The following is a 14,154-nucleotide window of genomic DNA, read 5'->3' as shown; positions in this document are numbered from 1 at the left end:
ATGAATAAATTAGGACGCATCACTTTAGCGATTTTAGTGGTCTGTGCAGCCCTTTGGTTTGGGACGGTTGAATTACAAAAATCACAAGGTTATACGAAAAATAATACATTAACATTATATAACTGGGGCGATTATATCGACCCAGCACTTATTAAAAAGTTTGAAAAGCAAACTGGTTATCACGTTTCGGTTGAGACGTTTGATAGCAACGAAGCGATGTACACGAAGATTAAGCAGGGTGGGACTGCTTACGATTTAGCGGTGCCAAGTGAGTACATGATTGAAAAGATGCGCAAAGCACACTTACTTAAACCGATTGATCATCGTCGCTTAACCGGCTATCAAAATATTGGCAAGGATTTTTTGAATCAATCATTTGATCCTGGGAATAAGTATTCATTGCCTTATTTCTGGGGCACACTCGGGATTATCTACAACGATCAATTGGTTAAAAAACCACTGACACATTGGTCAGATCTATGGTCACCAGATTATCGCGGCCAAATTATGGTAGTCGATAGTGCTCGGGATATGATGGCCGTGGGCTTGATCGAAAATGGCCAGTCAGTCAATAGCACGAATCCGGCGGTTTTAAAGGCGGCTAAGGACAAGCTTGATCAGATGGCACCAAATGTCAAAGCGATTGTAGCTGACGAAATTAAGATGTATATGGTTCAAAATGAAGCGAGTGTTGCTGTGACTTGGTCCGGTGAAGCTGCCGAGATGTTGGATAATAATCCCCATTTGCACTATGTAATTCCAGAAGAGGGCAGCAATCTATGGTTTGATAATCTAGTGATTCCCAAGACGGCAAAACATGAAAAGGCGGCCTATGCCTTCTTAAACTTTATGTTAGAGCCCAAAAACGCGGCTCAAAATGCTGAATATATTGGTTATTCAACGCCCAATATACCGGCCAAAGCACTCTTGCCAGCAGCAACACGGAATAACCCAGGCTATTATCCAAGTCAAAAGGTGATCGATCGCTTGCAAGTTTATAGTGATTTATCACCAACTGCGGTTGGCCGTTATAATGATTTATTTTTAGAGTTTAAAATGCAACATTAAAAGTACAATGAGCAGATTGAAATGGTTCATGGTATAATAGATACAGAATTTTTTTGGATGGAGGTTACCTATGTCATTTGAATGGTCACAGTTATTAACGTGGCGGATGCTCGCAAATGTGCTAGACATCATCGTTGTCTGGTATTTTGTGTATAAATTAATCATGTTGATTCGCGGTACCAAAGCCGTCCAATTGTTTAAAGGCATTATAGTCATTGCGCTGATTAAGGTTATCAGTTGGTACATTGGTCTACGAACTGTTTCGTACATTATGGATCAATTTATCAGCTGGATTGTGATTGCGTTGATCGTTATTTTTCAACCCGAAATTAGACGTGGTTTGGAACATATCGGACGTGGATCGCTACTACGACGCGGCGTTAATCCCAAAATTGAACAAGAAAATAATTTAATTAAAGCCCTCGATAAGTCGATTCAGTATATGTCGAAACGGCGTATCGGGGCGCTGATTACAATTCAAATGAATACCGGTTTGGAAGATTATATCGAAACTGGGATTGATTTGGATGCGGATGTGACGGGGGAGTTATTAATTAACATCTTTATCCCGAATACACCATTGCATGATGGGGCGGTCATAATTCGCGATGATAAGATTGCCGTTGCGGCCGCTTATCTACCACTTTCAGAGAGTAATTTAATTCCCAAAGAATTAGGGACCAGACATCGGGCAGCCGTTGGGATTAGTGAAGTAACGGATGCTTTGACGATTGTTGTTTCTGAAGAAACCGGTGGTGTCACATTAACGCGCAATAACGAGTTAATGCGTGATTTAAGCCGTGATGATTATATGAAGTACTTCAACTCGCATTTGATTACCCAAGAGGAAAACAAAACGAGTCTCTTACAAGAATTTGTTGATGGCTTCAAAAAAGGAGGCCAGAAATGATGAAAAAGTTTGTTGAAGGCCCATGGCTCTATCGAATTTTAGCGTTATTTCTAGCGTTGTTACTGTTTGGTTATGTCAATTTGGATGAAATTAACACGACGCGCCAGACGAATAACAATGATACACAGATGCTAGCAACCCGCACGGAAACCGTAAAAGTGCCGCTCCAGATTAATGCGGATACTGATCGGTATTTCATTACCGGCTATCCACAAAAGGTCAAAGTGAAATTATCCGGGCCGAATGCGCTAGTCACATCAGCAGTTAACACATTAAATTTCCGCGTGATTGGCGATTTAACGAAGCTGGGTCCTGGTGATCACACCGTCAAGTTAAAACAGACGGGGATTAATAAAGATATCAAAGTCACGATTGAACCTAAAGAAATTAAGGTCCACATTGAGCACAAAGTGACAAAGCAATTCCCTGTGCAGGTCAATGTTAAGAAAGAAAACTTAGCGGCCGGGTATAGTCTAGGAAATCCAAAACTAAGTCAAGACGTGGTTGAAGTCAGTGGTGCAAAATCAGCAGTGAATGCTGTGTCGCAAGTAGTAGCCACTGTTGATCCCGATGAAGGCACCAAAAAAGACATCAATGAAGAAGTCTTGTTGCAAGCTGTTGATCGCAATGGGAAAGCGTTAAATGTTTTAATTTCACCACAAACCGTTAACGTTAAGATATTGGTTCAAATGAGTAAGAAAACACTCCCGATTAGTTTGGAAAAGACCGGTGAAAAAAGTGGCTACAGCTACAGTCTGTCATCAACAACTGATTCAGTGACCGTGTATGGTCGTCAAACAGCTTTAGCCAAGTTGACGTCGTTACCAGTGAGTGTCGATTTATCGTCAATCACGAGTTCAACTTCAAAGACGGTTAAAGTGGCTTTACCACACAACATTTATGAGAGTACGCCAAGTGCCATTAAGGTGACAATTACGGTGACTCCAGATACGACCAATACGAGTGCTACTAATACTGTTGAAGCGCCGTCTGAAAGTACGGCACAAACATCAAGTAGTGCGCCCGTTGAGTCAAGTTCAAGTAACAGCCAATCAAGTAGTCAATCAAGCTCAAGTGAAAGTAGTAAAGCAAATACCGATGTAAATCAATAATCAACGCTAAAGATTTTAGCAGGATGAATGGAGATAATTAAATATGACAAAGTATTTTGGAACTGATGGTGTACGTGGCGTTGCCAACTTAGAATTAAGCCCAGAAATGGCTTTTAAATTAGGACGTGCGGGTGGTTACGTTTTGACCAAGCACGCTGATAAGGATCAACGGCCAAAGGTTTTGGTGGCTCGTGACACACGTATTTCAGGCCAAATGTTAGAACAATCTTTGATTTCCGGCTTATTATCAGTTGGGATTGAAGTCTTATCATTAGGCGTGGTGACAACACCTGCGGTTGCCTATTTAATTAAGGTTCAAGAAGCAAGTGCCGGCATTATGATTTCAGCCTCACATAACCCCGCTATCTATAATGGGATTAAATTCTTCGGCGCAGATGGTTACAAATTACCAGACGCAACTGAAGAAGAAATTGAAGCAATTATTGATGCCGAAGAAGATACTTTACCACGTCCAGAAGGCGCTGGTCTGGGGACGGTGGAAGAATATCCAGAAGGTGCTTTGAAGTATACCCAATTCTTAGAACACACGATTCCTGATGATTTAGCTGGGATTAAAGTGGCACTGGATGGCGCAAACGGTTCAACCAGTGGTTTAATTAGCCGCGTATTTGCTGATCTAGAAACAGAATTTACAACAACGGCAACCCATCCAGATGGTTTGAATATCAACGATGGTGTCGGTTCAACACACCCAGAAAATGTTGCTAAAAGAGTGCTTGAAACAGGCGCGCAAGTTGGACTAGCATTTGATGGTGACGGGGATCGGTGTATCGCAGTTGACGAATTAGGTAATATTATTGATGGGGACAAGATTATGTTCATTCTCGGTCAATATTTATCTGATAAGGGTCGTTTAAAACAAGATACGATTGTCACAACTGTTATGAGTAATATCGGCTTGTATAAAGCGATTGAAGCCAACAACATGCAATCAGTCCAAACAGACGTTGGGGATCGTCACGTCGTTGAAGAAATGCGTGAAAAAGGCTATAACCTTGGTGGCGAACAATCAGGACACATCATCATCTTTGATTACCACAATACAGGTGATGGGATGTTAACCGGGATTCAACTCTTAAACGTCATGAAACAAACTGGTAAGAAGTTATCTGAATTAGCAGCCCCTGTTCAAACTTACCCACAAAAACTCGTTAACTTAACAGTTAAGGACAAGGATGCTTGGTTAACAAATGACAAGATCCAAGCTGCCATTGATACCGTTGAAAAAGAAATGAATGGTGATGGCCGCGTCTTGGTTCGTCCAAGTGGGACAGAACCATTGCTACGAGTAATGTGTGAAGCTGCAACAGAAGAAAAAGTAAATCAATATGCTGATCAAATCGCAGCGGTTGTTAAAGCTGAAATTGGCGCATAATTAAAGGGAGTGCTGACGCGAGTTGGTCAACTTTTGAGCACTAGCTTGAAAAGCACGTTCTCACTTGAATCAAACTAAAAAAGCCCGTCAACATTGTGTTGACGGGCTTTTTTGGTGCAATTTTATTTAAGAGCACATTCTTCTAACGCAATGTCACTTGTTCGTACATCAGAAAACCAAAGACAACCAATAAGACAACAGCAGCGGATATCAGATACCATTCTTTGACAAGTATGATAGGTGCATCAGTCAAATGATAATTTTTTCGGTAACGTTTGAGATTGAAAACACTGACTTCATTCACGATGATTAATAAAGCGGGTTCTAATAGTAGCATGTATTTACTACCGGTTGAATCGACAATGTTATTGGCGGCAATATGTAAGGCGATTGTTTTAGGTGCAACGACGATAAAGCTCAGTCCGACTAATAGGCCAAGAAGAGAAATACTTCGAATTAACAAGATGCTCTTTTTCATTACAGAAACTCCTTTTCTAAAATTGACTGGTCTTAGTATAGCATAAAAGCGCTAGATAGCGGAAAATATTTGGACTATACCAAAATTATAAATTTATATATACCAATAAAAATGTTGACATTAAAATCGTTGGTGCTATTATATTTAAGTGTTGTACCAATTGATTAAAGAATATTAAACCAAAGTTGAAAAGAGGATTTTTATAATGTGTGGAATCGTAGGCGTAATTGGCAATGAAAAGACAACTGAAATTTTATTAAACGGATTAGAGAAGTTGGCGTATCGTGGTTACGATTCAGCGGGCATTTACGTGAACAGCAAAACTGGGCATGACTACTTAGTTAAAGAACCCGGTAAAATTAGCGTTCTAGAAGCAGCGGTTGGGCCTGAAGTACAAGGAACAATCGGTGTTGGTCATACGCGTTGGGCAACGCATGGTGTTGCGAGTCGTGATAATGCGCATCCGCATGTTTCTGAAGATGGTCGTTTTTACTTGGTTCACAACGGCGTGTTAACTAACTATTTAGCTTTAAAAGAAACATACTTGGAGGATGTCCATTTTGTCAGTCAAACCGATACGGAAGTCGCTGTTCAGTTGATTGCTTACCTTGCTAAGACAGAACAATTATCAGCTAAGGAAGCCTTCCGGAAGGCTTTAACGTTGATTGAAGGCTCATACGCATTTGTCATGGTCGATCGTGATGATCCTGACACCTTATACGTTGCTAAGAATAAATCGCCATTGTTAATCGGTGTAGGTGATGGCTTTAACGTTGTGTGCTCGGATGCATTAGCGATGTTGAATGAAACAAAAGATTTTATTGAAATCCATGATCGTGAAATGGTGACACTCACGAAACAAAGTGTTCAAATTGAAGATTTAGACGGCACTTTTATTCACCGCGAAAGCTACCATGTTGAAATGGATGCTGATGCAGTGGGCAAGGGCACATACCCACACTACATGTTAAAAGAAATCGACGAACAACCAGCTGTTATGCGGCGTTTATTGAACGAATACGTTGCTGTTGATGGAGAGCTTAAAATCGACTCAGCGTTACTCAGTGCAATGAATGATGCAGATCGCCTCTACATCGTGGCGGCTGGGACAAGTTATCATGCCGGTTTAATCGGGAAGACCTTGTTTGAAACATTAACGCACAAGCCTGTCGAAGTACATGTTGCTAGTGAATTCGGCTATCACATGCCGCTATTATCTGAAAAGCCATTCTTTATCTTTTTAACACAAAGTGGCGAAACTGCTGATAGTCGCCAAGTGTTGGTACAAACTAATGCCTTGCATTATCCAAGCTTAACCATCACTAACAGCCAAGGGTCAACACTTTCACGGGAAGCTGATTATACATTATTATTGCATGCAGGCCCCGAAATTGCGGTTGCTTCAACGAAAGCCTACACTGCACAAATTGCAGTTGAATTATTCTTAGCTGTTGCACTCGGACGCCACAATCAACTGGTGCTAGCAGAACAATTCGATGTACATCATGAATTAGGCTTAGTCGCTGCTGGCATGGAAGCTTTATTGAGCGAAAAAGAACAGATTGAAACCTTGACGACTGATTACTTACAAACAACACGCAATGCCTTTTATATTGGTCGTGGTGAAGATTACGCCTTGAGTTTAGAAGCTGCTTTGAAGTTAAAAGAAATTTCATACATCCAAGCTGAAGGATTTGCAGCCGGCGAATTAAAACATGGCACCATCGCTTTGATTGAAGAGGGGACACCCGTTATTGCATTCTTAATGGATGCTAAAACGATTGCGCACACGCGTGGTAACTTACAAGAAGTGACTGCGCGTGGGGCAAAAGCCTTGACGATTGTCAGCGAAGAATCTGCTGAAGCAGATGATCAGATCATTTTACCAACCGTAAACGACTTATTGACACCATTATTGGGGATCATTCCTGGTCAATTAATTGCTTACTATGCAAGTTTGCATAGAGGGTATGATGTAGATCAGCCAAGAAACCTAGCTAAGAGTGTCACGGTTGAATAAATAATATTCAAAAAGCCTCGTTCAAAGAACGAGGCTTTTTTTGCGTTTAATGAGTTGGTGCATATGTTGCTCGAGGACCGCCAACGTATTTTGGTCGTGACCGTAAAGCTGTGACATGTGCACTACCCAATGTATCAAGGGTTGGGCGGACAGGGACTTGAACGAATTTCACGTGCATCCCAATCGCCGTATCACCGATATCTAATCCAGCTTGTGCAACGATATGTTCAACTTCAACCGGATCACTGAATTGTTCAAATGCAGCGACGGAGCAGGCGCCTCCAGCGTGCATAGCAGGAACAACTGAGACAATTTCAAAGTCGTGTGCGCGGGCAACCTGACGTTCAATCACCAAACTACGGTTAATATGTTCACAGCCTTGCACGGCTAAATGAATCCCCAATGGATTGAGAATGCCACGAAGTGTTGCGATGATGACTTCACCGACTTCTTTGCTAGAAGCCTTACCGATATGACCACCGACGACTTCACTCGTTGAACACCCGAGGACGAACAAATCACCATTTCCTAAGTGTGCTTCGTTTAGAACATCCTGAGTCATCTTTGTTAAGTCTTGTTGAATTTGGTTTAATTGTAATTCGTTTGTCATTTAAAAAATCTCCTAGTGGTTAAATAATTGTGGTCGAATACGGGATAAACTAGTGACTAACGGGATGGTAACCACGATACCAAGTCCATTTTGAACAATATTACTGAAAATCGAAGCGATTCCGGCAGCCCAGCCGAAAAGTAAACTGGTAGCTAAAAAGTAACCGGCAACCATGACGATACTACCGCAAATGAGGGGGATAATCAGCTGCTTTGGTCGCATTGAATCATTACGAGTCAGGTGACCTACAACGAAGCCTTGCCCCCCATGAATGATGAGTGAGAAGAGACACCACTCAGGGTAACCAGATAATAGATCGATTAATAGGCCACTCAGGGCTCCGACAGTGAGTCCGCCAGGATTTCGCAGCATGATCGCCGTTGTATAAATACCGACCTCACAGAGCGTCACAAAGCCCTTCGTCGCCGGAATCGGGATGATGATTAACAAAGAGAGTGCCACGGTCAATGCGGTGAGCATCGCGAGTAATGGTAATTGACGTTTATTAAAGTGCACGTTTAGTAGCCCCCTGCCAGACATTCCCCAGGCCATGGCGTAGATGAATACCATCTTTTAAACCGGCATAAACAAATTTCTTTGCGCGTGCCACGGCAACTTCAATCGATTTTCCTTGTGCTAATTCCGCCGCAATCGCTGCCGAAAGCGTACAACCGGCGCCATCAATGGTAGTTGTTTCCAATCGTGGAGCTTCTAAATAATGAGTTGTTGCGCCCGATTTTAATAAATCAACGGCCTGCTCACCAGGGAATCGTTGACCACCTTTGATAATGACGTGCTTGGGGCCAAATGATTGGATAATTGTAGCAGCTTCGACCATTTCCTCACGCGTGGTAATTGACGAAAGACCACTGAGTTGTTGGGCCTCCAACAAGTTTGGGGTGACAACGCTCGTCAAAGGCAGTAGTTCTTTTTTTAACGTGTCGAGGTACGCTTGCTGCGCAAGAATGGCGCCTTCTTTAAAGACGAGGACCGGGTCAGCGATGATGGTTAATTCAGGATGCTGTCGTAGTCGCTCACAGATGGCTTTTAAAGTTTCCGTTTGATGAACCAAACCAATTTTAACGTGCGTTAGTGGCACGTAGTTTAAAATGGCATCAAGCTGGTCCAAAATGGTATCCTCAGGTAAGTTGTGGATTTTCAAGTGACCGTCTGGTAGCAATGTAGCGATGCAAGTTAAGGCACTGACCCCAAACGTTTCTAAGGCTTCGAACGTTTTTAAATCGGCCTGGATGCCACCACCACCCAGAGTATCAGAGCCGGCAATGGTTAGAATGTTTTGCATAGTTGTCCTCCAAAATTCTATTCTTAACTATCATAGAGAAGAATAGAATGTTCAACAACAGCCAATTGGCTTGTTTTTTTACCATCCAATTTGTAAACTAAATAAGAGGTGTTAAAAATGATTGAATGGTTACAATATTTACCTGAACAAAAGCCAAAGTATATGGCAATTAAAAAAATGATTATTAGCTTGATAGATAAAGGACAATTAAGTTCAGGTGACCAATTACCGCCAGAGCGTCAGTTAGCTAAATTATTGAGTGTCAATCGTTCAACGGTGACACGTGCGTCTGATGAATTGGTTGCAGATGGCGTGATTGAACGTCGCGTTGGTAGCGGGACGTTTGTCAGCCAGCAAGCGCGACCACAGGCAAGGCGGGTCAATTGGCATACTTATTTGATCAGCCAACGTCAGTCACAAAGTCAAAATGAACGGCGCCAATTACAACAACTGATTAGACGAAAACCTGAAAAGTTAATTGATGTTTATTCAAGTGACTTACCATTAGAATTAGTCCCACAATTTCAATTTCCTGCATTGACGTGGCAAGATTTTATTACTGCACAAGCATTAGAGACACCACGAGGCTATCAACCACTTATTACGGCAATTAATCAATTGGATCAACACAATAAACGGCTATTTTTTACCGAAGAGCAGTTATTAATGACTGCCGGTGTGCAACAATCACTCTTTTTAATATTACAGGGTTTATTGACGCCAGGTGATGCTGTTGCAATTGAATCACCCTCCTTTTTTCATGACTCAACTTTGTTTGAAGCGACGGGTGTCCGTGTCTATGAAGCTTCAGTTGATGCTGATGGGATTTATTTGACTGCTTTAGAAGAGCTAATCATTAAGCACCGTGTTAAGTTGGTTATTCTCAATCCAGATTATCAAAATCCAACGGGGCACGTAATGAGTTTTCAAAAAAGAAAAGCAGTTGTTCATTTATGCCAGATGCATCAAATACCAATCGTAGAAGATGATGTCTTTGGTTGGTTAGGATTTGATACGACTAGGCCAATCCCAACGTTAAAGCAACTTGATCCGGATAATGTTATTTATATTAGTTCGTTGTCCAAAATTATGGGGGCTAGTAGCCGAATCGGGTGGGTAGCTGCTACTCCGCAAGTCATCGAACAGTTGACCCGCGTGCAACATGAAATGGATTTAGTGCCAAGCATTATGGCGCAAGTCATGGTGACCTTAGCGATGGGGGATCCGCAATTTCAAACGCAGTTGGATCAACTTAAGGGGACGCTTCAAGAACGTGCACAAGCAACCTATAAGATGCTTGAAAGGGTATTACCCGATTGGCACGTTTACTTACCAGCGGGAGGTTATTATATTTGGGTGACCCATCCGAACCATAAATTACGCTTAAAAACCTTTATTGATCATCAGCTTGCTGTCGCACCAGGATCATTATTTGGGCTTAAAACAGATGCGTTGCGCATCAATTTTGCGCGATTAAATGCAATTGATTTGGTCGTGCTAGAACAACGATTAGTAGCCATTATTAAAGCAACAGAATAAAGAGGGGGATTCGGATGACAGAGCAATTCGTACCAGAGATTTATACACCATTAAAAACCAGTGTTGTCGGACCACCTGCTGTGGCGCGACAAGTTGGGGGGATTAAGATCCTCGGTAAGAAGATTAAAACAATTATTTTTACCACCGATGTTGCGATTGTGAATAATACAAATGCTGACGCTGTTTTGGCAGTTTATCCATTTACACCACACCCAGCTGTCATGAATGCCATCAGCAATGTGGCGACGATCCCCGTTTTTAATGGGATTGGTGGGGGCTTAACGGCCGGCAGCCGGTCCGCGTACATGGGATTATTGGCAGAGGCCGCCGGTTCGATTGGCGTGGTGGTTAACGCACCGACCTCGGTGGAGACGATTAAAATGATTAACCGCGTTGTTGACGTTCCGATTATTTGTACTGTTGTGTCAGAACGACAGGATTACGCCGCGCAGATTGAAGCTGGAGTTTCAATTTTAAACGTTAGTGGCGCGGCTAAAACCCCAGCAATTGTTAGTGCAATTCGCCAACAATATCCCGAAATTCCGATTATGGCAACTGGGGGTAAAAACGAAGCTAGTATATTAGCGACGATTGAAGCGGGTGCGAATGCATTGACGTACACGCCACCGACCAATGGTGAGTTATTTGCTAAGAAAATGGCCGACTACCGGTCTGATTTAGCATGATAACAGTTGACGTGCTATGCAATCCTCCGTATGATAAAAAGATTACTAGAGGAGGTCTTTGAATGATTCGTCAAGCAACAGTTGCAGATGCCAAGAGTGTCTTACCAATCATTAACATTGTTTTTGAAGAAATGGAAATGCCACTCTTCCAAAAGATTCCGTTGGAGGATTTATTTGGTATTTTAGAACAGGCCTTTGCAATGCCTGAATATCGGTATAGTTATGCTAACACACTAGTTTATGAAGAAGACGGCCAAGTATTGGGGATTGTTGTAGGCTTCCCAGAAGAAAAGGAAGCCCATATCGACGATGCATTAGCACCGTTATTCCCACAAATCGGCTTACCTGAGACAACGCGTTTCTTTACCGATAAGGAAGCACAACCGGGGGAATGGTATTTAGATACACTTGCCGTCGCTGAACATGCACAGGGGCATGGTGTAGGGACAAAGTTACTTAAGGCCTTACCAGATTATTTAAAAGCACGTGGTGAAAAAAAGATTAGCTTAAGTGTGGATTTACAAAATCCTGGCGCTAAAAAACTTTATGAACGAATGGGTTTTGTTAAACAAGGAGATTTAATGATTGGTGATCATCAATATGATCATATGATTAAACAGCTTTAACACGAAAAGAGCCGACAACAATTGTTGTCGGCTCTTTTCAGATTAAAGTAATGGCATAATCATTGTCGTCCATAGCCAGCTCAGTGGCATGACTAAGATCATTGCTGGTATCATGTCTGCAATTGGAAATTCGCGAATTTTAGCAATTCTAAAGCCAGTGGCGAGCATCAAGAGGCCGCCGCAAGCTTTGAAATCTGCAAGCATTGTTGGATTCGTTAGTGGGAAAATGAGTTTGGCAAGTAAGAAAATGATGTAAAAGATAATGAATTGCGGAATCGCAATGGTTGAAACGACGGGGCCAAGATTGCAGGCAAAGATGGCAGCAGTAAAGAAATCTAGAATTGATTTAGAAATTAGAATCGTATTGTTGCCTGTCATACCAGCATCTAATGTCCCATAAATACCGGTCCCACCGGCACAAAAGAGGACAATCACTGTCACGAGTGCTGAAATAAATTCGGTATCTGATAGCGTATTGTTTTTACGCGGAAAAATTTAGAAATTGGCCGTTCCATCAAGACGGCACCGCGATCAATCCAGCGACCGAAGTGAATGAGTAGGCCAATCCCAGTACCGAGAACAACTGCGAAGATGACTGCAGGCATGTTCTTCATTTGAATAATGGCATTGATGCCCATTCCCATCGAAGCAACACCGAAGATTAAGGTGAGTTCTGTTTTAAATTTAGTTGATAATTTATCTCCCAATAAACTACCGAATAGACCGCCAAATAAGACGGATAATGAATTAATAATCACGCCAGTTGGCATTGAGAAGACCCCTTTAATTTTAAGTTTGCATATTCAACCATACCAATTTAAAAGAAAAGAATCAATTTAATTTTAAATGTTAGCGCTTATATATATTCGATGGGAGTCTTGAGCTAGACCAAAAAACGACTAATCATTTGATTAGTCGTTTTTTTACTGACTATTCGAATCGCAAACTAGGCTTAAAACGCCGAATCAGTGCCTTGGGTTGGTTATAGGCCCAATGATTTAAAACGGCGGCAATCAAAATACAGGGGACGATATCCTTTTCTTGGTTGACAGTCAATTGAAAGGCTGGACCGCTGCTTGCTAGAATGGTGGTCGCTTGCATGATGGGTTGTGTATGGTAGATAATGCGATATTGATTTTGCGTTAAATCTCCCATAATTAACCAATTAAGTTGTTTGACATAGATAAACTCATGCCAGACGCCCCAGATCTTTTTGAGTTGACCAATCCGTTCATCGTTTTGGAAAAGGTCAAAGTCAGGTGAGGGGCTAATTGTGACTTGGCGAATTTCACCGAGTAAGTCGCCGGTGAGTGAGTAAAGGCTGAATACGTCATGCCGAATCCCACGCTTTCCAATAAGTAAATAACGCGGTTGTTCTTGATCGTCAATCACGGTTGAGACACCACGTGAAGCACTAGCCTGGTGTTTAATGTAGAAAATAGGCATCAAAGATCACTTCTTTTCAGCTGTACGATTCAAGTCAATCGCGTGATAAATCGCTTGTGCGACGCCGTCTTGAATGTTAGTTGCAGTTTGATAGTTCGCAAGTTCCTTAATTGTTGGGACAGCATTGCCCATGGCGACACCAATGCCAGCTGTTTTGATCATTGAAAAATCGTTTAAGTTATCACCAATTGCCATTGTTTGCTCAACTGGAATCCCTCTTTGTTCAGCATAGGCGGCCAAAGCGATACCTTTTTGAGCGTCAATGTGGTTTATTTCGATGTTATTACTTGAAGAGGAAGTTACAACTAAATCCCCGCGGGCTTCACAAAATGCCTTAATTGGTGCTAATTCGGTCATTCCCTGTGTGCTAAAAGCGATGATTTTAAGAATCTTAACCGTTGGATCGTTAATAATCCCTTGATAGTGATCATCGACGTAGTTAATATTCATTAATTCCAAACGGGCTGCTGCTAAAGCAACCGCAATTTTATAACTCGTATCGGGATTGAGGTTGACGAGTAAATCAGCGACATTTTGGATGCGACTGACTTTGCTATCTGAATAATTACCGGCAGTCGTCATGAGTTCGAAGTAAATATTATTTTCGCGTAAATTTTCTGTGACGGCTGTCACCGTTTCGGAATCAATCGGCACATTCAAAACTTCATTACCTAAAGAATCAAAAATTTGGGCACCATTCATCGTAATTAAAGTAGGTTGGATGTCATCACTGTCAATTAGGGGGAGGGCTTCAGAACGACTGCGGCCGGTAGCCACCACGAATTCGATGCCGGCGTCTTGGGCAGCTTTAATGGCGGTCATGTTACCGTCTGAAACCTGCATTTTGTCGTTTAATAAGGTACCGTCCATATCAGATGCAATAATTGAAATCAAAGGAATTCCTCCTGAAAACGTATTATTAGAAACTTACCTCTATCTTAGCATGCAAGCTACTTTTCT

At 42.0% G+C, this 14,154-nt stretch carries 14 protein-coding genes and 1 pseudogene; 8 read left to right on the top strand and 7 right to left on the bottom strand.

Annotated features, from left to right (window positions below; genetic code table 11):
• From LCU_RS04960 to glmM, 4 genes are all read left to right on the top strand, one after another.
• Nucleotides 1-1,068: an ABC transporter substrate-binding protein gene (locus LCU_RS04960; protein WP_004265347.1), complete on the top strand. Its 1,068-nt coding sequence runs from the start codon at nucleotides 1-3 to the stop codon at nucleotides 1,066-1,068.
• A 70-nt stretch (nucleotides 1,069-1,138) separates the two neighbouring features.
• A complete protein-coding gene (gene cdaA / locus LCU_RS04955; protein WP_004265257.1) occupies nucleotides 1,139-1,978 on the top strand; it encodes a diadenylate cyclase CdaA in 840 nt (279 codons plus the stop codon).
• Nucleotides 1,975-3,090, top strand: a complete 1,116-nt coding sequence (locus tag LCU_RS04950; protein ID WP_081395394.1) for a CdaR family protein — start codon at nucleotides 1,975-1,977, stop codon at nucleotides 3,088-3,090. The genes cdaA and LCU_RS04950 overlap by 4 nt, the downstream gene beginning before the upstream one ends.
• Before the next feature lie 43 nt (nucleotides 3,091-3,133).
• Entirely contained in the window at nucleotides 3,134-4,486 is a 1,353-nt protein-coding gene (glmM, locus tag LCU_RS04945) for a phosphoglucosamine mutase (protein ID WP_004265339.1), read from the top strand.
• A 142-nt stretch (nucleotides 4,487-4,628) separates the two neighbouring features.
• Here glmM and LCU_RS04940 read toward each other — a convergent pair whose 3' ends face one another.
• A complete protein-coding gene (locus LCU_RS04940) occupies nucleotides 4,629-4,964 on the bottom strand; it encodes a hypothetical protein (RefSeq protein ID WP_004265305.1) in 336 nt (111 codons plus the stop codon).
• A 205-nt stretch (nucleotides 4,965-5,169) separates the two neighbouring features.
• On the opposite strand from LCU_RS04940, the gene glmS reads away from it, so the two are divergent.
• Entirely contained in the window at nucleotides 5,170-6,984 is a 1,815-nt protein-coding gene (gene glmS / locus LCU_RS04935; protein ID WP_054644050.1) for a glutamine--fructose-6-phosphate transaminase (isomerizing), read from the top strand.
• Between the two features lie 46 nt (nucleotides 6,985-7,030).
• Here the strand turns inward: glmS and LCU_RS04930 are convergent, their stop codons facing one another.
• Genes LCU_RS04930 through thiD form a run of 3 tightly spaced genes read right to left on the bottom strand, consistent with a single transcriptional unit; the run spans nucleotide 7,031 to nucleotide 8,897 of the window.
• Entirely contained in the window at nucleotides 7,031-7,594 is a 564-nt protein-coding gene (locus LCU_RS04930; protein WP_039099117.1) for a TIGR01440 family protein, read from the bottom strand.
• A gap of 12 nt (nucleotides 7,595-7,606) precedes the next feature.
• Nucleotides 7,607-8,110, bottom strand: coding sequence for an ECF transporter S component (locus LCU_RS04925; protein ID WP_039099118.1), 504 nt, complete (start codon nucleotides 8,108-8,110; stop codon nucleotides 7,607-7,609).
• Complete coding sequence (gene thiD / locus LCU_RS04920; protein WP_056966493.1) at nucleotides 8,100-8,897, bottom strand: bifunctional hydroxymethylpyrimidine kinase/phosphomethylpyrimidine kinase; 798 nt, start codon at nucleotides 8,895-8,897, stop codon at nucleotides 8,100-8,102. The genes LCU_RS04925 and thiD overlap by 11 nt, the downstream gene beginning before the upstream one ends.
• A gap of 117 nt (nucleotides 8,898-9,014) precedes the next feature.
• Here thiD and LCU_RS04915 point away from each other — a divergent pair, with 117 nt between their 5' ends.
• From LCU_RS04915 to LCU_RS04905, 3 genes are all read left to right on the top strand, one after another.
• Nucleotides 9,015-10,436: an aminotransferase-like domain-containing protein gene (locus tag LCU_RS04915; RefSeq protein WP_056966495.1), complete on the top strand. Its 1,422-nt coding sequence runs from the start codon at nucleotides 9,015-9,017 to the stop codon at nucleotides 10,434-10,436.
• 14 nt (nucleotides 10,437-10,450) lie between these two features.
• Entirely contained in the window at nucleotides 10,451-11,122 is a 672-nt protein-coding gene (locus tag LCU_RS04910; protein WP_004265199.1) for a beta/alpha barrel domain-containing protein, read from the top strand.
• Between the two features lie 62 nt (nucleotides 11,123-11,184).
• Nucleotides 11,185-11,748: a GNAT family N-acetyltransferase gene (locus LCU_RS04905; protein WP_004265201.1), complete on the top strand. Its 564-nt coding sequence runs from the start codon at nucleotides 11,185-11,187 to the stop codon at nucleotides 11,746-11,748.
• A gap of 42 nt (nucleotides 11,749-11,790) precedes the next feature.
• Here LCU_RS04905 and LCU_RS04900 read toward each other — a convergent pair.
• From LCU_RS04900 to LCU_RS04890, 3 genes and pseudogenes are all read right to left on the bottom strand, one after another.
• Nucleotides 11,791-12,518, bottom strand: a pseudogene (locus tag LCU_RS04900) (DUF554 domain-containing protein).
• A gap of 160 nt (nucleotides 12,519-12,678) precedes the next feature.
• A complete protein-coding gene (locus tag LCU_RS04895; protein ID WP_004265205.1) occupies nucleotides 12,679-13,194 on the bottom strand; it encodes an LURP-one-related/scramblase family protein in 516 nt (171 codons plus the stop codon).
• 6 nt (nucleotides 13,195-13,200) lie between these two features.
• Nucleotides 13,201-14,088 carry a Cof-type HAD-IIB family hydrolase gene (locus LCU_RS04890; protein ID WP_054644049.1) on the bottom strand — a complete coding sequence of 296 codons (888 nt, stop codon included), beginning with the start codon at nucleotides 14,086-14,088 and terminating at the stop codon, nucleotides 13,201-13,203.
• Nucleotides 14,089-14,154: the final 66 nt, after the last annotated feature.

It is taken from the genome of Latilactobacillus curvatus JCM 1096 = DSM 20019 (assembly GCF_004101845.1).
GTDB classification, from domain to species: domain Bacteria; phylum Bacillota; class Bacilli; order Lactobacillales; family Lactobacillaceae; genus Latilactobacillus; species Latilactobacillus curvatus.
This window is presented reverse-complemented; position numbering and strand designations above follow the sequence as displayed.